This is a genomic window from Sphingopyxis chilensis (assembly GCF_035930445.1).
GTDB lineage: Bacteria > Pseudomonadota > Alphaproteobacteria > Sphingomonadales > Sphingomonadaceae > Sphingopyxis > Sphingopyxis chilensis.
Window position 1 is genome coordinate 542,162 of the sequence record NZ_CP142394.1, and the last position, 20,435, is coordinate 562,596.

21 protein-coding genes and 1 other RNA gene are annotated in these 20,435 nt (G+C 66.0%); 9 read left to right on the plus strand and 13 right to left on the minus strand.

All coding sequences use genetic code 11. The annotated features are described in order from the left end of the window. Positions 1–636, plus strand: coding sequence for a rhomboid family intramembrane serine protease (locus tag VSX79_RS02435; protein ID WP_179499577.1), 636 nt, complete (start codon positions 1–3; stop codon positions 634–636). On the opposite strand, the gene VSX79_RS02440 is transcribed toward VSX79_RS02435, so the two are convergent. From VSX79_RS02440 to VSX79_RS02460, 5 genes are all read right to left on the minus strand, one after another. Next, complete coding sequence (locus VSX79_RS02440; RefSeq protein ID WP_326914326.1) at positions 633–1,181, minus strand: NUDIX hydrolase; 549 nt, start codon at positions 1,179–1,181, stop codon at positions 633–635. The genes VSX79_RS02435 and VSX79_RS02440 overlap by 4 nt on opposite strands. Before the next feature lie 100 nt (positions 1,182–1,281). Further along, a complete protein-coding gene (locus tag VSX79_RS02445; RefSeq protein ID WP_179499575.1) occupies positions 1,282–1,962 on the minus strand; it encodes a TPM domain-containing protein in 681 nt (226 codons plus the stop codon). 12 nt (positions 1,963–1,974) lie between these two features. Further along, a complete protein-coding gene (locus VSX79_RS02450; protein WP_326914327.1) occupies positions 1,975–2,796 on the minus strand; it encodes a TPM domain-containing protein in 822 nt (273 codons plus the stop codon). Continuing rightward, positions 2,793–3,200 (minus strand): TPM domain-containing protein, encoded by a 408-nt coding sequence (locus tag VSX79_RS02455; protein ID WP_179499573.1) that lies wholly within the window; start codon positions 3,198–3,200, stop codon positions 2,793–2,795. The genes VSX79_RS02450 and VSX79_RS02455 overlap by 4 nt, the downstream gene beginning before the upstream one ends. A 118-nt stretch (positions 3,201–3,318) precedes the next feature. Further along, entirely contained in the window at positions 3,319–3,921 is a 603-nt protein-coding gene (locus VSX79_RS02460) for a LemA family protein (RefSeq protein WP_179499572.1), read from the minus strand. A 117-nt stretch (positions 3,922–4,038) separates the two neighbouring features. On the opposite strand from VSX79_RS02460, the gene mscL reads away from it, so the two are divergent. Together mscL and ssrA are read left to right on the plus strand one after the other, a co-directional pair. Then, entirely contained in the window at positions 4,039–4,455 is a 417-nt protein-coding gene (mscL, locus tag VSX79_RS02465; RefSeq protein WP_179499571.1) for a large conductance mechanosensitive channel protein MscL, read from the plus strand. 37 nt (positions 4,456–4,492) lie between these two features. Further along, positions 4,493–4,847: a transfer-messenger RNA gene (gene ssrA / locus VSX79_RS02470) on the plus strand. A gap of 106 nt (positions 4,848–4,953) precedes the next feature. Here ssrA and VSX79_RS02475 read toward each other — a convergent pair. Together VSX79_RS02475 and VSX79_RS02480 are read right to left on the minus strand one after the other, a co-directional pair. Then, on the minus strand, positions 4,954–5,793 hold the full coding sequence (locus VSX79_RS02475) for a BON domain-containing protein (RefSeq protein WP_257018357.1): 840 nt from the start codon (positions 5,791–5,793) through the stop codon (positions 4,954–4,956). 143 nt (positions 5,794–5,936) lie between these two features. Then, a complete protein-coding gene (locus VSX79_RS02480) occupies positions 5,937–6,347 on the minus strand; it encodes a MerR family transcriptional regulator (protein WP_326914328.1) in 411 nt (136 codons plus the stop codon). 69 nt (positions 6,348–6,416) lie between these two features. Here VSX79_RS02480 and VSX79_RS02485 point away from each other — a divergent pair, with 69 nt between their 5' ends. Further along, entirely contained in the window at positions 6,417–7,037 is a 621-nt protein-coding gene (locus VSX79_RS02485; RefSeq protein WP_179499569.1) for a cation transporter, read from the plus strand. Here VSX79_RS02485 and VSX79_RS02490 read toward each other — a convergent pair. The 3 genes from VSX79_RS02490 to VSX79_RS02500 are packed head-to-tail and all read right to left on the minus strand — an operon-like array spanning position 7,034 to position 11,287. Further along, positions 7,034–8,443, minus strand: coding sequence for an efflux transporter outer membrane subunit (locus VSX79_RS02490; RefSeq protein ID WP_326914329.1), 1,410 nt, complete (start codon positions 8,441–8,443; stop codon positions 7,034–7,036). The genes VSX79_RS02485 and VSX79_RS02490 overlap by 4 nt on opposite strands. Then, on the minus strand, positions 8,440–9,621 hold the full coding sequence (locus tag VSX79_RS02495) for an HlyD family secretion protein (protein WP_326914330.1): 1,182 nt from the start codon (positions 9,619–9,621) through the stop codon (positions 8,440–8,442). The genes VSX79_RS02490 and VSX79_RS02495 overlap by 4 nt, the downstream gene beginning before the upstream one ends. 1 nt (position 9,622) lies before the next feature. After that, positions 9,623–11,287 carry an MFS transporter gene (locus tag VSX79_RS02500; protein WP_179499567.1) on the minus strand — a complete coding sequence of 555 codons (1,665 nt, stop codon included), beginning with the start codon at positions 11,285–11,287 and terminating at the stop codon, positions 9,623–9,625. A gap of 260 nt (positions 11,288–11,547) precedes the next feature. Between VSX79_RS02500 and VSX79_RS02505 the strand changes: the two genes are divergently transcribed. Then, positions 11,548–12,936, plus strand: a complete 1,389-nt coding sequence (locus VSX79_RS02505; RefSeq protein ID WP_179499566.1) for an exopolysaccharide biosynthesis polyprenyl glycosylphosphotransferase — start codon at positions 11,548–11,550, stop codon at positions 12,934–12,936. Between the two features lie 4 nt (positions 12,937–12,940). On the opposite strand, the gene VSX79_RS02510 is transcribed toward VSX79_RS02505, so the two are convergent. Genes VSX79_RS02510 through VSX79_RS02520 form a run of 3 tightly spaced genes read right to left on the minus strand, consistent with a single transcriptional unit; the run spans position 12,941 to position 16,171 of the window. Continuing rightward, positions 12,941–13,942 carry a polysaccharide pyruvyl transferase family protein gene (locus VSX79_RS02510; protein WP_179499565.1) on the minus strand — a complete coding sequence of 334 codons (1,002 nt, stop codon included), beginning with the start codon at positions 13,940–13,942 and terminating at the stop codon, positions 12,941–12,943. Beyond that, positions 13,939–15,420, minus strand: coding sequence for an oligosaccharide flippase family protein (locus tag VSX79_RS02515; protein ID WP_179499564.1), 1,482 nt, complete (start codon positions 15,418–15,420; stop codon positions 13,939–13,941). The genes VSX79_RS02510 and VSX79_RS02515 overlap by 4 nt, the downstream gene beginning before the upstream one ends. Then, positions 15,410–16,171, minus strand: coding sequence for a glycosyltransferase family 25 protein (locus VSX79_RS02520; protein WP_326914331.1), 762 nt, complete (start codon positions 16,169–16,171; stop codon positions 15,410–15,412). The genes VSX79_RS02515 and VSX79_RS02520 overlap by 11 nt, the downstream gene beginning before the upstream one ends. 210 nt (positions 16,172–16,381) lie before the next feature. Here VSX79_RS02520 and VSX79_RS02525 point away from each other — a divergent pair, with 210 nt between their 5' ends. Genes VSX79_RS02525 through VSX79_RS02540 form a run of 4 tightly spaced genes read left to right on the plus strand, consistent with a single transcriptional unit; the run spans position 16,382 to position 20,422 of the window. Beyond that, complete coding sequence (locus VSX79_RS02525; RefSeq protein ID WP_179499562.1) at positions 16,382–17,251, plus strand: glycosyltransferase; 870 nt, start codon at positions 16,382–16,384, stop codon at positions 17,249–17,251. After that, on the plus strand, positions 17,251–18,216 hold the full coding sequence (locus VSX79_RS02530; protein WP_179499561.1) for a glycosyltransferase family 2 protein: 966 nt from the start codon (positions 17,251–17,253) through the stop codon (positions 18,214–18,216). Before VSX79_RS02525 ends, VSX79_RS02530 begins: the two co-directional genes overlap by 1 nt. After that, positions 18,213–19,127 (plus strand): endonuclease/exonuclease/phosphatase family protein, encoded by a 915-nt coding sequence (locus VSX79_RS02535; protein ID WP_179499560.1) that lies wholly within the window; start codon positions 18,213–18,215, stop codon positions 19,125–19,127. The genes VSX79_RS02530 and VSX79_RS02535 overlap by 4 nt, the downstream gene beginning before the upstream one ends. Next, positions 19,124–20,422 carry an outer membrane beta-barrel protein gene (locus VSX79_RS02540; RefSeq protein ID WP_179499559.1) on the plus strand — a complete coding sequence of 433 codons (1,299 nt, stop codon included), beginning with the start codon at positions 19,124–19,126 and terminating at the stop codon, positions 20,420–20,422. The genes VSX79_RS02535 and VSX79_RS02540 overlap by 4 nt, the downstream gene beginning before the upstream one ends. Positions 20,423–20,435: the final 13 nt, after the last annotated feature.

Sequence of the window (20,435 nt, forward strand, 5' to 3'; positions counted from 1 at the left end):
ATGAAACCGCAGGATGCGCCGCTGGTCACGGGCTATGCGCTTGCCTGCGTCGTCCTTTTCGTCCTCTTGTCGATTACCGGTTTCCAGATCGAGGCATTCGTGCGCGCGGGTTTCATTCCGGCGCGTTTCGGGTCCGATCTGATCCTGCCGCCGGGAACGATGGTGCCCTTTGTGCTCACGCCTTTATCGTCGGCCTTCCTGCATGGCGGGGTGCTGCATATCGCCTTCAACATGGTCGTTCTGCTTTTCATCGGCCGCCAGCTGGAGGCGCCGCTGGGCACCAAGGCGATGGCGGTGCTGTTGCTCGCCGGCGCCTATGGCGGCGCGCTGGCCCAATATCTCGCCGATCCGGCTTCGGCTGTGCCGATGATCGGTGCCAGCGGCGCGATCTCGGCGCTGATCGCGGTGTTCGCGCTGATCTTCAGCCGCACGCAGGCGCCCGCGATCGGTCCGATCCCCGGCCATTGGGTGCGTGCCTTGTGGCTCGCCGCCGCATGGATCGGCCTCCAACTGCTCCTTGGTTTTGCGGGTGGTGGCGGGTTCGGCGCGGTCGCGATCTGGGCCCACGTCGGCGGCTTCCTCGCCGGCCTGTTCCTCGCGCGTCCGCTACTCCGCTGGCGTTTCGGCGCGCGCTAGACGCCGCCAAGCAGTCCGCCCGCGAGCAGCATCGCGACACGCACGTCGATCCCGCAGCCTTCGGCGCGCTTCGCCGCGACGAAATCGGCGATGCCGGCCAGCGGCACGCGGTGGACGACGATATCCTCGCCATCGACCCCGCCGCCATCGCCGATCTTCGTCAACCCCTTGGCGATCAACAGGGTGAAGCTTTCGCTCACCATCCCCGGCGAGCTGTAGAATTCGCCGACGGTGCGCCAGTGCGCCGCGCGATAGCCCGTTTCCTCCTCAAGCTCGCGCTCCGCTGCGATTTCGGCCGCTTCGCCGGCGGTGTCGTCGCCGACGAGACCCGCAGGCAGTTCGAGGCACTGGATTTTCAGCGGCACGCGATATTGCTCGACCAGGATGATGTGCGGCCCGTCTTCGCCCTCGTCGATCGCGAGGATCACCGCGGCGTGGATGCCGCGTGAGCGTGCGACATATTCCCACGTTCCCTGTTGTTTGACTGTGATGAAGCGGCCTTCCCACCGCGTCTCGATGGGCGTGTCGGGGGAGGGGCGGGGCATATCTATCCTTCGTCGCTGCGGGCGGAGCGAAGCAATGCAGGGAGGCCTCGCACCGCTCTGGATTGCCACGGGCCTTCGGCCCCCGCAATGACGACAGACTCTAAAGTTCGATCAGGCGGTCGGGAAGTTCGTTCGGATTCTCGCTGCCGCGCGGGAAATGTTCGGCGAGGACGATGCCCATCTGGCGCACTGCCTCGGCCATGCCTTCGCCGGGCTTGCCTGCGCGCACGCGCTCGATCAGCGCCGCCATCGCATCGCCCCATACCGCGGGCGCCACCTTTGCGGCGATCGCCTCGTCGGCAACGATGTCGGCGCGATGCTCTTTGAGGCTCAAATAGAGGAGCACGCCGGTGCGGCCGGTGGTCTTGCCCTCGGTCCCGACCTTGAACAGGTCGATCGCGCGGGCGCGGACGCGCTCGGCCCTGATGCTGCGCGGGGTCAGCGCCATGCGTAGCGGGCGCCAGAGCAGGATCAACCAGACGCCGATCCATTTGAGCACCCCGAATGCGATCACCATGCCAAGCCACTGGTTGGCGGTCAGTTCATGCCCCCAGCCGCCGGTCAGCCAATCATATTTGGCGCGGTAAAAGTCGGGGAAGAGCGCGACGATCGACATGGCGAGGAAAGCGACGATGCTCGCCCAGACGAGCGCGACATCGTCATAATCGTTCGATTTTCCGGCAACGACGGTGACGATCTCGCCGCTCGTATGCGCCTCGGCCGCGGCGACCGCGGCGGTGACGATGTCGTGATCGGCTTCGCTGACATGGCTGACTTTCATCGTCCCGTTCCCCTACCAGCCGCCCGAGGCGCCGCCGCCCCCGAAGCTGCCGCCGCCGCCCGAAAAACCGCCGAAGCCGCCGCCACCGCCGCTGCTCCAGCCGCCCCACGACGACCCGCCGCCCGATCCCCAATGATCGTCGTCGTCGCCGCCCCAGATGATGATTGGCGCGGCGCCCCACGGGCCGCCCCTGCGCCGCCTCCGGCCGCGCCGCGAGCGGCTCGACAGCCAGGGGATGATGAAGAAGATCAGGATGATGAAGCCGATGAAGAACAGCCCGCCGAAATTGCCGTCGTCGGCGCGGTCGCGCTCGGCCTTGTCGGCGGCGGCGGCGCGCGCCGCGGCTTCTTCGGGGGTCAGCCGGATCTGCTCGGCGATCGCGTTGACGCCGTCCTGGATGCCGCCGGGCATGTCGCCCGCCTTGAATTTCGGGGTCACGACGTCGCGGATGATCCGGCCCGACAACGCATCGGTCAGGATCGGTTCGAGGCCGTAGCCGACGGAGATATTCATTCGACGCTCGTTCGGCGCGATCAGGAAGACGACGCCGTCGTCCTTTTCCTTGTCGCCGATCTGCCATTCGCGGCCGAGCCTGTAGCCATAGTCGGCGACGTCGTGCCCTTCGAGATCATTGACCGTCGCGACGACGAGCTGATGCCCGGTCTTCTGCTGGAGTTCGAGTAGCTGCGCGTTGAGCGCCGCTTCCTCGGCTGCGGGAATGATGTCGGCCTGGTCGACGACCGGGTTCCCCGCGAGTTTCGGGAAGGTCTGGGCGGTGGCGGGTGCCGCCAGCAATGAGAGGCCCAGTGCCCATCCGAGCAAAAGCGGTCTCATTGCGGATCTCCCGTTTGGGTGGCGATGGCTTCTATGCCGGCGGAAACGCCGCCGGCATAATCGGCGCGTTTGAAATATGCGGTCATGTTTTTCACGGCGTCCAACGCCTTGTCGTCGGGGAATAGCTTCTCCATTCCGAGGCCGGTCGAAATAGCCACCCGGCGATCCTGCGGAGCGACGAGCATGACCAGTCCATCGTCATGGCCTTCTCGCCCGATACGCCATCGATTTCCGAGGCAGGTTGCGAAATTGTCGATGCGAGCGCCATGAAGACTCGGTGTCGTCGCGACGATCATCTGGTGCTTCGTGCGCTCTTCATATCGGGTCAAACGCTCGGACAAGCGAGCTTCCTCTTCGAGGGTCAAGACATTTGCAGCGTCCGTTACCCGGCCAGCGAGTGCCATTTGGGGGACGCCATCGCAGAAGGTCGTTTCCTTCGCAGCCGTCGGCTCCGACGCCGCCTTGCATCCGCCCGCGACCAACAGGATCGCGAGCGGCGCAGCAAGAGCGATGGGCCCCACCTTATTGCCCGAAGTCGACCTTCGGCGCCTGGTTGGCATTGGGCGTGACCGCGCGATAGGGCGTCATCGGCTCGGCGCCATGGACGATCTTGGCGCCGATGATGTCGGGGAAGGTGCGGATCGTCGTATTATAATCCTGCACCGCGGCGTTATAGTCCTGCACCGTCACGTTGATGCGGTTTTCGGTGCCTTCGAGCTGGGTCATCAGGTCGGCGAAGCGCGCTTGGCTCTTGAGGTCGGGATATTGTTCGACGGTGACGAGCAGGCGGCCGAGCGCGCCCGACACATTGCCCTGCGCCTGCTGGAAGGCCTGGACCTTCGCGGGATCGTTCAGGTCGTCGGTGCTGAGCCTGACCTGCGTCGCCGAGGCGCGTGCCTGGATCACGCCCTCGAGCGTCGATTGCTCGATATTGGCGGCGCCCTTCGCGGTTTCGACGAGATTGGGGATCAGGTCGGCGCGGCGCTGGTAGGCGGCTTCGACATTCGCCCACTTGGCCTTGGCGGCTTCTTCCTTGGTCGGGACGCTGTTGATGCCGCACGCGGACAGGCTCATCGCGGCGACGGGCAGGATCAACCAGCGGGCGTTACGATAGGTCATGGTCATCAGGCTCCCTCCGGCGGCGTTTTGCCGCAACAATACACATAATAGGATCGCGCTTGCCTTTGTGCAATCGTCGCGGCACCTTTGGCGCCAAGGTCCAACAATCCGGGGTACGGCAAGATGCTGAATGAATTCAGGGAATTTATCGCGCGCGGCAATGTCATCGACCTCGCGGTCGGCGTCATCATCGGCGGCGCTTTCGCGACGATTACCAAGTCGCTGACCGAAGATATCATCATGCCGGTGGTCGGCGCGATCTTTGGCGGGGTCGATTTTTCGAACATGTTCATCCGCCTCGGTCCGGTGCCCGAGGGTGTGTCGGCGACCGATTACGCCGCGCTCAAAGAGGCGGGCGTCGCGATGTTCGGCTATGGCGCTTTCATCACCGCGACGATCAATTTCCTGATTCTGGCGTGGATCATTTTCCTGTTGGTCAGGGCGGTGAACAAGGTCGTGCGCAAGGCGCCCGACGCGCCCGCGGGTCCGAGCGAGGTCGATATCCTCACCGAAATCCGCGACGAATTGCGAAAGAAATAGGAGGCCGAGCCCTTTCCGGGACGAATGGTCCGCCTGCGCTCTTCCAAAGCTCGGGCGGGCTTCCTATATGGGTCTTGCCGGTTTCTGCCGGCTATGAGGATAAATGGTGTCGTGGAATAGACACAGCGGACCCGGGGGCAGTACCCGGCGGCTCCACCACAAACCCGCGTTTCTTGATGGGCGCGCGGGCTTCTGACGGGGCCGAACCAGGATCGACGTGTGTTCAAAGGCGATATTTTCTTCCGGGCTGAGTAACCCGTTCAAGGCTCAAAACGATAAGTGCTAACGATAACGAAGCACTCGCTCTGGCTGCGTAACCGATAAGCCTCACGGCCTAAGGTTATTCAAATAGAACGCGGTTCGGACCGAACCGGGCAACAGAATCGGATACCAGCGGCTGGGGACGAGCCGGGCAACAGAATCGTCCCACCTTTCCTTCACTCGCAAGCATGAAAAAGGGAGCGGCGAACCGCCCCCTCTCTCGGCCGTGTCGGCAGGTCAGCTGCCCTGCGGCGCGAAGGACGCGCGGTCGACGCGCAGGTTGTTCTGCACATGCTTCACGCCGGTCACGTCGTCGGCGATATCCTCGGCTCGGCGCTTGGCGCGCTTGCCGTCGACCGTGCCGTCGAGGGTGACCTCGCCGCCCGACACGGTGACGCCGATGCGCGAGGCGTCGATCCAGTAATCCTCGGTCAGCCGGTCGTTCACATCCTCGCGGATGCGGTCGTCCGAACGGACATAGTCGGCCGGTCCGCGCCCGCGATGGTCGCGCTCGCGGCGGCGCTGCGCGTCTTCGTCGCCGAACCACGACAGTACCTCGTCGCCCGCGCGCTCGAAGAAGCCGCGATCATGGCGGGCGCGCGGCGAATATCCGCCGCGATCATAAGTCGATCGTCCGAAATCGCCGGCGGCATAGGGGATGTAGGTCGGCCAGCCATAAGGGTCGGCATATCCCATATAGGTCCACGCCGACTGGCGCTCATACTCGTCGCGCCGGTCGCGGGCCGAGCGATATCGATCGTCGTCGCGGTCGCGCTGGCGCTGCTCGTCGTCCCGATAGCGCCGCGCGCCATAGGTGCGATTCCAGTCATTTCCGGCATAATCGCGCGGGCGATCGGCGCTGTAGTGGCCGCGTTCGGTGCGCTCGCGTCCGCTGCGGCCATAGTCGCCATAGCGCGGCAACTCGCGCGGACCGAAACCGGCTTCCGGATAGCTGCCATAGGCGTAGCCGCCGTCGTCGCTGCGGTTCGTTTCCCATTCATGGAGTGGTCCCGACTGCGCATCGCGATCGGTCTCGACCTCGCGGCTGCCGCGCTCTCTGTTCGTCTGCCTTTCCATTCTCCGTCTCCTCATTTCGCTGGGGAAGCGGCTGGCAGGCGTCGGGGGCGACGCCCCCAACCTGTCCGACTGACGCGTGCCCCGGACGCAAGTTCCGGTGCATTCGACGAACCGAGTGGAAAAGCCCGAGCGAGCGGCCCGGGTCAGTGCGGGCTTGCGCAACGGCTGTGATCGCCGAGCGCCTCGATCACGCGGCAATCGGCAGCGACGCCGCCGCGGCAGCGCCCGACGATGCGCGTGAGTTCGGCGCGGAGCAGCGTCAACTGCGCGATCTTCGCCTCGACCTGCTCCAGATGTGCGGTGGCGATCCGGTCGGCCTCGCTGCAATCGCGCTCCGGATCGTCCGACAGGTCGAGCAGCGAGCGGATTTCCTCGATCGTGAAGCCCAACTCGCGCGAATGGCGCACGAAACTGAGCCGCGAGCGGTGCGCGTCGTCATAGCTGCGGTAATTGGCCGCGGTGCGACCCGGCGCGGGGAGCAGCCCGATCCGCTCATAATAGCGGATGGTCTCGATATTGGTCCCGGTGGCACGCGACAGCTCGCCAATCTTCATCGCTTGACCCTGTAGTTGCTACAGGCTGCATATAGGGTGCCGAATCGAAGATAACAGGAGGTTTCGGCGATGGCCGATCAATGTTGTGCCGGCAAAAGCGGCAAGACCGCGCTGAATAATCCCGGATGGCGGCGCGTCCTGTGGTTCGCGCTGATCGTCAATGCCGCGATGTTCGGTGTCGAGATCGTTGCCGGGGTCGCCGCGGATTCGCGCGCGCTTCAGGCCGACGCGCTCGATTTCCTGGGCGACAGCGCCAATTATGCGATCAGCCTCGGCGTCGCGGGCATGGCGCTCGCGTGGCGCGCCCGCGCCGCCTTGCTGAAGGCGGCGACAATGCTTGCCTTCGGCCTGTGGGTCTTTGGATCGGCGGTCTGGGGCTTCGTTGCCGGATCGGCGCCGCATGCCGAGACGATGGGCCTGATCGGCGCGCTGGCGCTCGCCGCCAACGTCGCGGTCGCGCTGATGCTCTATCGTTACCGGACAGGCGACGCCAATATGCGATCGGTGTGGATATGTTCGCGCAATGACGCGATCGGCAACATCGCGGTGATGGGTGCCGCGCTCGGCGTGTTCGGCACCGGGCGTAGCTGGCCCGACCTTGCGGTTGCGGCGATCATGGCCGGGCTCGCGATCTGGGGCAGCCTCGAGGTGTTCAGACAGGCGCGGGTCGAACTCGCGACCGAAGTCTAGGTTTCGGGAGCGCAGGGCGCGTCCGCGGTTCCGCATGGCGCCCACGTCCAGCCGCCTCCCATCGCCTGGAACAGCTGGATGCGCGCGGTGAGTGCGTCGGCGCGCAGCTGGATCAGCGACAGCTCGGCGCCGAGCAGGCCGCGCTGCGCGTCGAGCTGTTCGAGATAGGGCGAATAGCCCTCACGATAGCGATTGGTCGCAAGGCGCAGCCCCTCGGCCAGCGCGTCGCGCTGCGACTGTGCAAAAGATATCTGCTCGTCGACCCGCTTGACCGCGGCGAGCGCATCCTCGACTTCGCGAAACGCGTTCAGCGCGGTGCGGCGATAGGCGAACGCCGCCTGGTCGCGCTGCGCCCCCGCCGCATCGGCCTGCGCCGTTAACCGCCCGCCCTGGAAAATCGGCGCGAGGATGCTTCCGCCGACCGACCAGATCGTGATCGGGTCGGCGAGCAGGGTCGAAAAGGCCGCACCCGCCGCCGAGGTGAGGCGCACTTGCGGCAGGAAACGCTTGCGCGCCGCCGCCAGATTCTTGTCCGACGCCGCGAGCTGATATTCGGTCTGCGCGACGTCGGGCCGGCGGCGCAGCAGTTCCGACGGCAGGTCGCCAGGTATGGCGGGCACGGTCAGGCGATCGAGGGCGACGCCGCGGTCGATCGTCCGCGGCGTCTCGCCGACGAGCAGGCTCAGCGCGCCTTCGGTGCGCGCGATCGCCAGCTCGATCTGCGGGACGATCTGCGCGGTCGCGTCATATTCGGCCTGCGCCTGCTCGAGTTCGAGCTTGGGCGAATAGCCCGATCCGACGCGCGATTTGGCGATGCGCAGCGATTCCGAACGCGCACGCACCGTCTCCCGCGCGATCGCCAGCCGCGCGTCGAGGCTGCGCAACACGACATAGTTGTTCGCCACCGCCGCGGCGACCGACAGCTGCACCGTATCACGCCCCGCTTCGCTCGCGAAAAAGGCGTCGCGCGCGGCGGATTGCTGGTCGGCGAGGCGACCGAACAGGTCGACCTCATAGGCGATCTGGATTTGCGGCTGGGCGAAATCCTGCTCGACCGGCTGGCCGAAGGGGTTGACCGACCGAGAGCGTCCGGCGCCGAGCGTCGCGTCGATGGCGGGAAGGGTCTGCGCCCGCGCGATCGCGACGTTGGCGCGCGCCTCGCGCACGCGCGCGGCAGCGATTCCGACGTCGCTGTTGTGGACGAGCGCCTTTTCGACCAGCGCGGCAAGCGCCGGATCCCCGAATGATTGCCACCAGTCGCTTTGCAGCGGCGCGCCGCCGCGGGATTCGGTTCGCCACGCGGCGGGCGGCGCGACGGGCGTGACCTCCGTGACCGCGACATTCGGCCCCGCGCAGGCGGTCAGCGTGCCGGCCAGCACCGCTATCGCGAGGGGGGCTATCCTCACCGCCGCGATCCGCCGCTGGTGTCGATGCGAACCTCGACCGACATGCCTGGCCGCAACCGCTTTGCCTGCGGTTGCCCCTTGTCGATCGCGATCCGCACCGCGATGCGCTGCGCGACCTTGACGAAATTGCCGGTCGCATTGTCGGCCTTCAACACCGCGAATTCGGACCCCGCCGCGGGTGCCAGATTCTCGATCCGCCCGGTGAGCTCGGCGCCGCCGAGCGCATCGACGCTGAACCGCGCCGGCTGGCCGACCGCCATATCTCCCGTCTGGGCCTCCTTGAAGTTCGCGATCACCCAGACATTGTGCGGGACGACCGACAGCAATTGGGTGCCTGCAGTGACATAGGCCCCCTGCCGCACCCCGATTTCCGATAGCTGCCCGTCCGCGGGAGCGCGGATGACCGTATTGTCGAGGTCGATCTGCGCGAGGCGCAGCTGCGCCTTTGCCGAGGCGACGGCGGCTTCGAGGCCGGCGCGGCCGACGACGACGGTGCGCACGTCCTGCGTCCCGATCGCTCGGCTGGCGCGCGCCTGTTGCAGCGACGCCTGCGCGGCGAGCAGCGCGGCGCGCGTCTGGTCGAACTCGCGGGTCGAGATCGATCCGTCGGCGACGAGCGCGCGCGCGCGGCGCATATCGGCTTCGGCGCGCGCCAGCTGTGCCTGCGCGTTGGCGATGCCGGCATTCTGGCTGTCGGTGGCGACCTCGCGCGATCGCTGCGCCTGCGCCGAGTTGGCGAGTGCGGCTTCCTGCGCCGCGACGTTCGCCTCGGCCTGCGCGACGCGCGCGCGATAGATGCGGTCGTCGATCGTGGCGAGCGTCTGACCCCCCTTAACTTCGGCGAAATCCTGGACGAGGACGCGCGTGACATAGCCGCTGACCTGCGGACTGATGATCGTGACGCGTCCGCGAACATAGGCGTTGTCGGTGCGTTCCGAACCGCCAGCGAAGGGTGGCAGCTTCCACGCGAAAAGGATCGCGAGGATGGCGGCGAACGTCACCGCGACGATGACGATCACGGTCGTGCGCGACTTGGCGGGCGGGCGCCACGACGATGGCGGCGGATCGATCTGTCGATCGGTCCCGGGTTCGGGCTCCGGTGTGGCGGGTGGCTTGGCGGGCGCCGCCGCTGCCTCGGCCTCGGGTTCGGGCGGCGTGTTCGCCTTCTCTTCGCTCATGTCACTGCCCCTGCTGCGCCTGTGCCTGCGCTTGAAGACGTTGTACCAACAATATCACTGGCGAGGGCTCGCCGCGGCGACGGATCGACCAAGTGATCAGAAAGCCCCAGATTGTTGTCAGGATCGCTAGCACCCCGACCAGCATGAAGACATCGTTATAAGCGAGGATATTGGCCTCGCGCGTGACCTGCCGGTTCAGCAGCGCCGCGCCTTCCGCACCGCGCAGAACCGGGTCGCCGACGGTCCCCGCGACGATGCGGCCCCCCGCACCGAGCCGCGCGGCGACCAGCGGGTCGGTCGCGACGATATTCTGCACCAGCTCGTGCGAATGATATTTCTCTCGGACCGTCTGGAAAGTGCCGAGCAAGGTGCTGCCGGCGAGGCCGCCGATGCTCTGGCTCATGCTGAACAGGACGACGAAGCTGATGAAATTCTTGCCGCCCGCGAGCAGCGTGCGCGCGATACCAATGACCATTGCCTGCGCGAGGAAGAGCAAGGATGCAAAGCCGATCAGCGCCTGGCTGAGATAGAATTGGCTCGGCCGCGAAACGTTGGTCGCGCCGGCGTCCATGAACGATCCGATGACGATCAGCACGACAGCGATGATGATCGGACGCGTCAGATTGTCGGGACGGAAGGTCAGCACGGCGGTCGCGAGACCCGCGATGGACGCGAACACAACGATCAGGTTCAGCGTCACCATCTGGTCGTTGATCATGCCGACGACCGACAGAAAACCGACCGACCCGAAGGCCTGTTCGGAGAGCAATATGCGGATCGATGCCGCCACGGCGAACAGCCGGAGCATCTCGCGGGTGCCCAGCCAGCGCGTGTTGATGAGCGGATTCTTGCGATGATGCTCGACGAGGATGGCCGCGGCGATCAGCGCGACGCTTGCCGCCAGCGACCAGCCGATCCAAGACCGTTCGGTCCACCACTGGATCCGGCCCTGCGAGAGGACGGCGACCAGCAGCCATAATCCCGGCGCAAAGAGGCCGAAGGTCAGGAAGTCGAGCGGTTCGAATACCTTTTCGCGCTCGCTCGGCGGCAAGGGCTGCGCCCATACGGCGGCGAGCGTCGCCAGCGCGAGCCCGAATTCGAACCAGTAGAGGTTGTGCCAGTCGCCCCAGACCAGCAGCCCAGGCGACAGCACGCGAGCGAGCGGGGTCGCGATCTGCGGGATGCAGATACCGATCATTACCGCTGCAAGCCGCTTCGACGCCGGAAGGGCCTGGAAGAAATAGAGAATAGTCAGCGTGGAGAGTCCGCTCGCCGCAATCCCGCTCATCGCGCGCACCGCGACCGAGGTCCAGAAGTCGTGAATGAACAGGTGCATCAGCGTCGTCACCGCATAGGCGACGAGCGTATAGCGGATGAACGGCTGAAGGCCGAATTGCTGGCGATATTTGACGAGCAAGAGGTTCGCGGTGACATTGGTCATGAAATAGGCTGCGGTCAGCCATGCCGCCTCGTCGCTGTTCAGCCCGAGCGTCCCTTGCGCGAAATTGAGGTTGACCGTGACAAGCGCATTGCCGAGCCCGCCGGTGATCCCGATCAGGCATCCGATCAGGAAGTGGCGCACCATGCGCGAGGTCGGGTGGTCGGGGTTGGCGGGCGATCCCGGCAGCGTCGGCCGTTCGTGCGGTTTGAAGACATAGTCTGACATCGCGCTAGGCCCGGCCGGTGGCCGTCACGGCACCCAACAGGCGGCGAGTCGGATCATTGGACATCCCAACCCCTTAATCCATTGCCGGCGCGCTGACAGCCTATTCGGACGGTCGACGACACCTAAACCTCCGTCCAGGCGTCTTTCGCACGGATCATCCTGTATCCGGCACAAGCCCGCGCTGCCCGCTTGTATTTCCGGCCTCTGAGAGCATGTTGCATTGCAACAAGATTATGTGAATTCAGGGAGTCTCCCATCCCATGACCAAGATCGACCTGGCGCTCCAAGGGGCGCCGCTCCGAACACCGATCGCGAAAGCAGCGCGGCGCGACGCCAAGATATGGCTCTGCCTCGGCCTGATGGCGCTGGATGCGGTGGCGCTGATGGCGGGCTTTGCGGTGACGCTGATAATCGAAGCGCCGCGGAACGTGTCGGAAGGATTGCTGACGGCGCTGTTCGGGGCGCTGCTCGTTCACGCGGCCATTGCTTTCCAGAACCAGGCCTATAATCCGCGCTGCCTGACCAAGCCGCTCAAGAGCTGCCGCCAGACGCTGATATCGTTCGCGACCACCTTGCTCGTCTTCCTGCTTGCCGCCTTCTCGCTGCGCGTGACCGGGGATGTTCCCCGCTTCGCGCTCGGCATGGGCATGGTGACCGCTCTGATGCTGCTCGTGGCGCAGCGGTTGCTCGTTTGCCATGTCGTGCGCCGCGTTTTCGGCCAGCTGACCGCCGAACTGGTGATTGTCGACGGGGCGAACCTGCCGCCTTCCTATCTGAAGCGCGATATTATCGACGCGCGGACGTCGGGGCTTCGCACCGATCTCGACGATCCGTACATGCTCGACCGGCTCGGTACGGTGCTGCAGGATTACGACCGGGTAACGATCGTTTGCGCGCCCGAGCGGAAGGTCGAATGGGCGCGCGCGCTGAAGGGCGTGAACATTCTCGGCGAGATCGTGATGCCCGAGATCGCCGAACTGGGGCCGCTGACCACGCGGCAATCGGGCGGGGTGACGACGCTGGTGGTGTCTTGGGGGCCGCTCAACCGGGCCAACCGGGTCAAGAAGCGCGCGCTCGACCTCGCGGTGACGATCCCGGCGCTGTTCGTGCTGGCGCCGCTGCTGGCGCTGGTCGCGATCGCGATCAAATTCGATTCGCCGGGCCCGGTGTTTTTCCGGCAGGAGCGGATGGGGCGCGGCAACCGCATTTTCCGGATCCTCAAGTTCCGCAGCATGCGCGTCGAGGCGACCGACGCGAACGGCGCGCGCTCGGCGAGCCGCGACGACGACCGGATCACGCGCGTCGGCAAGATCATCCGGGCCACGAGCATCGACGAGCTGCCGCAGTTGATCAACGTTCTGTCGGGTGAGATGAGCCTTGTGGGGCCGCGGCCGCATGCGCTGGGCTCGACGGCCGGGAACGAACTGTTCTGGCGCGTCGACCGGCAATATTGGCATCGCCACGCGCTGAAACCCGGCATCACCGGGCTCGCGCAGATCCGCGGCTTTCGCGGCGCGACCAACACGAAGCGCGATATCGTCAACCGGCTGGGCGCGGACCTGGAATATCAGCACGGCTGGTCGCTGCTGCGCGACGTTTCGATCCTGGTGCGCACGGCGCAGGTGCTGATCCACCGCAACGCCTATTGAGGGCTCAGCCGTCGACGACCTGCGGGGCGACGCAAGCGAGCGCGGTTTCAAACGCCCCGCCACGGTCGGTGGCGCGCATCAAGCCTGCATAGTCGCCGGTCCATTGGTCGGCGAAGCCCGCGACCTTGCCATAGCTGTTGTCGAGCAGCACATGCGGGATATCGAGCAGCAGCGACAGGATATGCGCATGGAGCCGGTCGGTCACGACCAGTTCGCCGGCGGACAGCATGGCGAGGCCGCGCTGGAACCGCCATTCGGCCAGGCGTTGCTGCCGCGCCGCGCGCTGCGCCATCGGATCGCGGTTGAAAAGGCGGCCGAGTTTGAGCGACAGGCGCAGACGGCGCTTTTGAGCGGGGTCTTCCTCAAGCCAGTCGTCGGCGGCCACGCCGGCGGGGAGCGCATCAACGCCGCCGAGCGCACGTTCATGATCGGTACGAAGCAGCGCGAAGACCGGCACGCTGGCCGGCGCGCGCTGCTGGCGGCCGAGCATCAGCGCGGCATCGGGAGAGAGGCGGATCGTGCAGTCGAAATGGCGCTCGGCAAAGGCGAGCGAACGGGCGTCGCGGACGAGCAGGGTAAACCGGCCATGCTCGCGGATCGCATCGGCCATCTCGGCCGCCGCGGCGGGATCGGCGTAATGGATCGATTGCGGCATCTGGATGATCGGCTGGCCGCGATGCGTGCGGAGGAGGTGGAGGCGGAAGGCTTCGTGCTTGGGCCAGAGCGTCCCCATATTGCCGCCGCCGTGGATCAGGATAGGTCCGTCGCCGATCGCCGCGCGGCAGGCGTCGTCGTCGAAATCGGCGATCGCGGAATAATAGGCCGGGAGACGACCGCGCTGGCGCAAATAGGTCATTTCGCCGAGCCAGATCGCCGAATCGCCGACGTTGGAATGGTCGGGAAAGTCGACGAGGGCAAGCTTGCCCGAGGGAAGCACCGCATCGAGTACGCTGGCAAAATGGTCGGCGAGCTCGCCGACGAGCTGGTCGGCGTTTTTCTTGATCATATCGGGCTCTTTCTGAGGAGTCGGGAGAAGGACAGGAGGCGGTTGCGCCATGTTCCGGAGAGGGCGAGCAGCGCGACACCGTAGAAGAGCGCGCCGACCGCAGTGAGCAGGAGCAAGGCTTGCCATCCCGCGAGATGCCCGTCGAGCAGCCGCATCGCGACCGCGAGCGCGACGCCCATCAGCGAAGAGGCGACCAGCGGCGGGCCGACCGCGCGGAGGCTGTCGATCGGCCGGATGCCCGAGGCGCGGCGGAGCAGCCAGATCTGCATCGGCAGGGTCAGATAGGCGCGCCCGACGTAGGAGATGGCGACCGCGAACAGGCCGAAAGGAAGCGCCGCGAGCGTCAGGATCACGCCAAGCACGAGCTGCGTCGTCGACAGCGAAATCAGGCTGCGCGATGCGCCGAGCACGCTGAGCGAGGGCGAGGCGAAGAAGTTGAGCGTGAAGGGCAGCGCCATGAAGGCGAAAATCTGGGCGAGTTGCCCTGCCTCGGTCCATTTGGCGCCGAACACGGTCGGGATAGCGATCGGCGCGAGCGCACCGAACCCGACCAGCGCCGGAAAGGACAGCGCCGACGCGCGCGAAATCATCCAGCGATAGGCATGGGCCAGTTCGGCGGGGTCGTCCTTGACGCGCGCGAGCGTCTGCACCGCAACCTGTGTGAAGGGCTGGATCGCGCCGCGGCCGATCAGCTCTACGGTGCGCCAGGCGGTGCGATAAACACCGACGGCAGCGAGTCCTATTCCGGCGCCGATCGCCATTTCCTGCACGCGCACGGTCGCGAGAAAGGCGAGCTGGACATAGATCAGGCTGGCGTTGAGCACCAGATTGCCGCGCAGGATGACCCAATCGAACTGCCAGCCGGGTTTCCAGTCATAGGAGGCGCGCGACAATATGAGCCCGACGATCTCGGTAACGAGGCGCTGGATGACGAGGCTCCAGAGCCCCAGTCCGCCCAAGGCTGCCGCGACGGCGGCGGTGCCGCCGATGAGCCCGCCGACCACCGAGCGCAGCGCCGTCGTGCGATGTCCGAACTCACGCAAACGCAGCGCCATATGCGTGGCGCCGAAGGAGGAGATGGGCAACGTCAGGCTCATCACCGCGAGTGGCAACGCGATATCCGGCGCGCCCATCCAATTGGCGATCGGCTGCGCCAACGCCATGATCAGGAAGGCGGAGACGAAGGAAAAGGCCTGCTGCGAGCGATAGATCGTATCGAGGAAGGCCGGGGTTATCTCGCTCTTTCGCGCTATCGTTTGGACGAGGCCCGCCGTCGCGATGATACGAAAGGCCTCCGCTGTCACCGCCATCACGGCGAAGGCGCCGATGTCCGCCTGCGTCAGCAGTCGCGCTAGGATGACGAAGACGACGAAGGAGAAAATCTGGTCGGACAGGAAACGCGTCACCGTCCAGCCGATCGAGCTACGGCTGCGCGCGCGTAATCCCGCGTCGAAGCGGGTGGGGAGTTCAGCGCTCAAGCAGACGCCTCGCTTTCAGCATCCGCATGCGGGTGCGCTCGACCTGGCGCCAGACCCTCTGTCTCAGCGAATGATAGAGAGGGTCGTTCTTGGGGACGAAGCGCGAATTGCCGATGTCCGAGACGATCGCCGCCTCGAGGATCGGTGCCGGATAGAGCGCGAGATTGGGCAGGCCATGTGCCCAGGACCGGTCCATTTCGTCGTCGATCGGACGGCAGACCGTGCGGCAATGCTCCGCCAGCTGCCGCGCGCCCGCGAGCGTGATGGCATAGCCTTGCGTACCATAGGCGAGCCCGACCAGTTCGACGATCGTGCGCGAATGCTGGAGGAAGTCGCGCCGGACGATGCGCTGCCAGGTCGGCTGCTTGGCATAGAGGCGGAGATAGTCGATGCCCTCCGCGTTGAGGTCGGCGCGCGCAAGCTGTTCGAGATAGGCCCAGTCGACCACCGTGTCGTCCTCGAGGATGATCGCCTGACGCACGCCGCGCATGATCATGTCCTGCCAGATCGAGAAATGGCTGGCATAGCAGCCGATCTCGCCCTTGCTCATCGCGCGGCCCTTGTTGCGGCGGATCGCGGCCTCGTCGATCGTCATGCCGGGCGCGGGAGCCGTGCAAGCATCGAAAAAGCGCCACGCGAGCGACGTGCCTGCCGCGCGTGCCGCAAAATCGGCCCGGCGGGCCTCGGCTGATTCGAGCGAAACCACCAGGACCTCGGTCGATTCGCCTGTATCGGGGAGGAACTCACCCACAAATATCGCCTTCTGCTATGGCTGTGCAGCGCGTCGGCAACGACGGCCGGGACGGTCCTTCGTAGCGGGCATTCGTTGGAGAACGAAGGCGCCCAGGCTCCGGTCGTCCGGTCAACGGGGCGACTCGTCTTCGCAGGTGCAGCATAAGGTTGACCTCGGTGGGGCGAGAGCCCGATTGGATCGCTGCGGGGGCACTGGACAGGCGCATCTATGTTTCAAGTCGCAGTCGTTATACCCGTGTGGAACGGCGAAGCCGTGCTCGGCCGTTGCCTCGACGCGCTTGCGCGCCAGACATTGCCGCGCGATGCCTATCAGATCATCGTGGTCGACAATGGATCGAGCGATGCGACGCGCGAGGTCGCGCGTGCCTATGCCGACGTCGAGTTGCTGGAAGAGCCGCGCCCTGGATCCTATGTCGCGCGCAACCGCGGGATCGAGCGGGTGCGGGCGCCGATCACGGCTTTCACCGATGCCGATTGCGAGCCCGGACCCGACTGGCTGGAACAGGTGGTGCGTGCCGCGGGGATGAACCCCGGGTTTGGCGTCCTAGCGGGCAAGATCGAGCTGTTCGACGAGATCGCACCCGAACGCGAGGTGTTCGGCGATTATGAGCGGCTTTTCAGCTTTCCGCAGGCGCATGCCGCGCGCGGCAATTGCGCCACCGCCAATTGGGCGAGCGATACCGCGCTGCTTCGCGAACTTGGCGGGTTCGACGCGGGGTTGAAATCGGGCGGCGACCGGCAGATGGCGCTGCGCATCCGGGCAGCCGGCTATCCGCTCGTCTATGTTCCGGCGATGGTCGTGCGCCATCCGGTGCGTGCGAGCCGCGCCGAACTCGTCCGTAAGCGCCAGCGGTTGAGCGGCGGGCGCTGGGATCGCACGACGCGGCGTCCGCGTCTTGCCCATGTGCTTGGCATCACCGCCGTCGATACGCTACGGCGGCTGCGCCGGGCGGCGATCACCCACGAACTGTCGTCGCGGCGCAGGCTCGCGGTCATGTGGCTGACCTTGCAACTCGCCGGCGTCGCGGTAAGCGAATTCCTCAATCTGGCAGGCGGACGAAAGGCGGCACGCGACTGATGACCCATCTCCGATCAGTCCCGCGTTTTTCCGTGGTGATGCCGCTCTACAACAAGGCCGCGCATGTCCGCGCGGCGATCGAAAGCGCGCTCGCGCAGAGCTATCCGGCGCATGAGATCATCGCGATCGATAATGGATCGACCGACGGCGGGCGCGAACTCGTGGCCGCCTTCGGGGACGCGCGGATCAAGCTGCTCGATTTGCCGACGCCGGGTCCCGGCGGTTACGCCGGGCGCAATGTCGGCATCCGGGCGGCGCACGGTGACTGGATCGCCTTCCTCGATGCCGATGACCTGTGGCACCCGGACCATCTGGCGGTTCTGGCCGAAGGCATAAGCGCGGATCCCCACGTGTGCGCGGCTGCGACGCGGTTCGACCATGTCTTCGAGGATCGCTCGCAACCGCAGCGGATCGCGCCGGAACTCGGTCGCGCCCGGAGCCTCGACCTTGCGGACTTCCTTGCGGCCTGGCTCGCGGTGCGCGAATGCCCGATGTGGACGGGCGCGATCGCGATCCGACGCGACACGCTGTTCGAGGCGGGCCTCTTCCCCGAAGGGCGCGCGGTACGCGGGGGCGACAAGGATCTGTGGCTGCGCGTGCTTGCCAAGGGCGCGCTGCGTTACGATCCGCGCATCACGGCACGCTTTCACCGCGACAGCGACAACAAGGTCAGCAAGTCGACCACGACGCTCGACCTGCCCTGCCTGGTCGAGACGGCGCGGGCGATGATTGCGGACGCCTCGACGCGCGAAGCCGCCTTGCTGCGGCGGCTCGTCAATCAGGAAATCGCGCATTACGCACGCTACGCGATGAAATATCCGGGGCGGACGGCGATCCGGCTCGGAGATCTCTATCTGCCCGAAGGAACGGGCACGGCGGCCTTGTTGCTCGCGGCCAAGCTGATCCCGGCGCCGCTCCGTCAATCGAGCTATGCGCTACGCAACCGGCTGCGCGCGCGCGCGTGAAACTGCTTCGCGCCTTTGGGTCCCTGCTGACCGGCGGGGCGTGCGTCGCCGCGTGGCTGTCGCTTGCCGGAAAATTCGTGCCTGCTCTCGACGTGCTCGCGTCGTTCCTGCCGCTGTTCGGGGTTGCGACCTTGCTGGGACTGCTGCTCGCGCAGTGGCGGCCAGGCGCCGCGATTGCGGCGGCGTTGCTCGCGCTGGCTCCCGTTGCAATCGGCGTGGCGCCCGAATGGCTGCGGGAAATCCCCACCGCGCCTGCGGGCGCGCCGCAGGTTCATGTGCTGACGCACAATGTATGGACACAAAATGACGACCCCGCAGAAACGGCGCAGGCGATTATCGATGCCAGCCCCGATGTGGCGATACTCCAGGAAGTGAATGGCAACTTCCGGCCCATGCTGGCAGCCTTGGGCCAGCATTTTCCCTATGCGACCAAATGTCCGGGGAGGTGCAGTTTTATTATTTTCTCGCGCTGGCCGATCGTTGACAGCGATTACTCCCTGAAGGCCCGGAACGGCCGCAAAATTGGTCCCGCGCTGCTGTGGGCGCGGATTGCGCCCTCCACGGGGGATACGTTCATGGTGGCCACGCTTCACTATCCCCGGCCGACGTCAGGCGACCAAGCGGTGCGCAGGCGCGCCGCGGCGCAGGCGCTGGCACGGATCGATCGCGAGGACTTGATCGTTGCAGGCGACATGAACCTGACGCCTTGGGCCGCGGCGATGCGCGAGCAGGACCGTGCCTTTGCCCCGCTCACCCGCATGACGCGTTCGCCCAGCTGGCCGCGCGCCATTCCCGTGCTGCCTATCGACCATCTCTATGCGGGCCCCGATTGGGGGTTGGTATCGTCGCGACAATTGCCTGGGACGGGATCGGACCACAGGCCGATTCTCGTAACGCTGGCACGTCGGTGAAGCGCTTTCTTTCCCTCGCGCTGCTCGGCGGCTGCGGCCTCGCAGCGCCCGCGCTTGCCCAGCAATCGGACGCGACCGACGGGCTCGGTTCGGTATCGAGCGAAAACAGTTTCGGGCGTGACCGCAACGTCAGCGTCCTCGAACGGCGCCGTCCCGATTACACTCCCGAGCCTATCCACGTCGGCACGCTCGAGCTGCTGCCACGCATCGCGGTCGGCGCGGGCTATGACGACAATCTCTATGCGCAGCCGGGCGACGGGATAGGCGACGCCTATCTGCGCATCCGCCCGCGCATCTCGCTGGTGCGGCCGTCGCCGGACCTGAAGCTTTCGCTCGACGGCGAACTGGACCTGCTGCGCTATGCCGACCGGTCGAGCGAAAATGCGACCCAATATGCGGTGAGCGCGGGCGCACTTTACACGATCAGCAAATCGGACACGCTCGATATCACGCTGCGCAACGGGCGTTACAGCCAGGAGCGCGTCTCGCCCGACAGCCCGACGCAGGCGTCGCGGCCGATCCGCTTCACGCTGAACGGCGGCACCGCGACCTATACGCATGTCTTCAACCGGCTGCGCCTGCGCGGCGTATTCGATGTCGAGAACCGCAATTACAGCGACAGCGTGACGCCCGGCGGCGATCCGATCGACCAGGATTTCCGCGACCACACCAGCTATAGCGGCACCGCGATCGGCGAATATGCGCTGAGCCCCAGCGTCGCGCTGTTCGTCGCGGGGTCGCTGGGAAAGCGCGATTATCGCGAACGCAGCGGTCCGGTTCCGGCGCGCGATTCGACGGGCTTCGACCTCGCTGCAGGCGCAAGCTTCGAGCTGGGACGCAAAGCACGCGGATCGCTTCGTCTTGGCTATCTCCACCAGGATTACAGGGCGGCCGAGTTCGAGGATGTTTCGGGCTTCCTCGTGCGCGGCGAGCTGGCCTATTTCCTGACCCCACTGGTGACGATCACCGGCACCGTCGACCGGGGTATCCGCGAAACGGGCGTCAACGGCGCGACGGGCTATCTCGCCACCAACATGACGCTGCGCGCCGATTACGAGCTGCTGCGCAACCTGATCATCAGCGCGGGCGGCGAGCTGGAAAAGCGCGATTTCAATAATATCGACCGGCGCGACGACCGCTGGACCTGGCGTGCCAACGCATCCTACCTCGTCAGCAAGCGGCTGGCGCTGCGCCTCGATCTCCAGCGCCGCACCCAGTCGAGCTGGGGCGCGACCGCAGGCCGCGAATTCACCGACAATCGGGTCTCGGTGGGGGTGACCTTCTCGGGCCTTTAAGAGAACGTGGGGG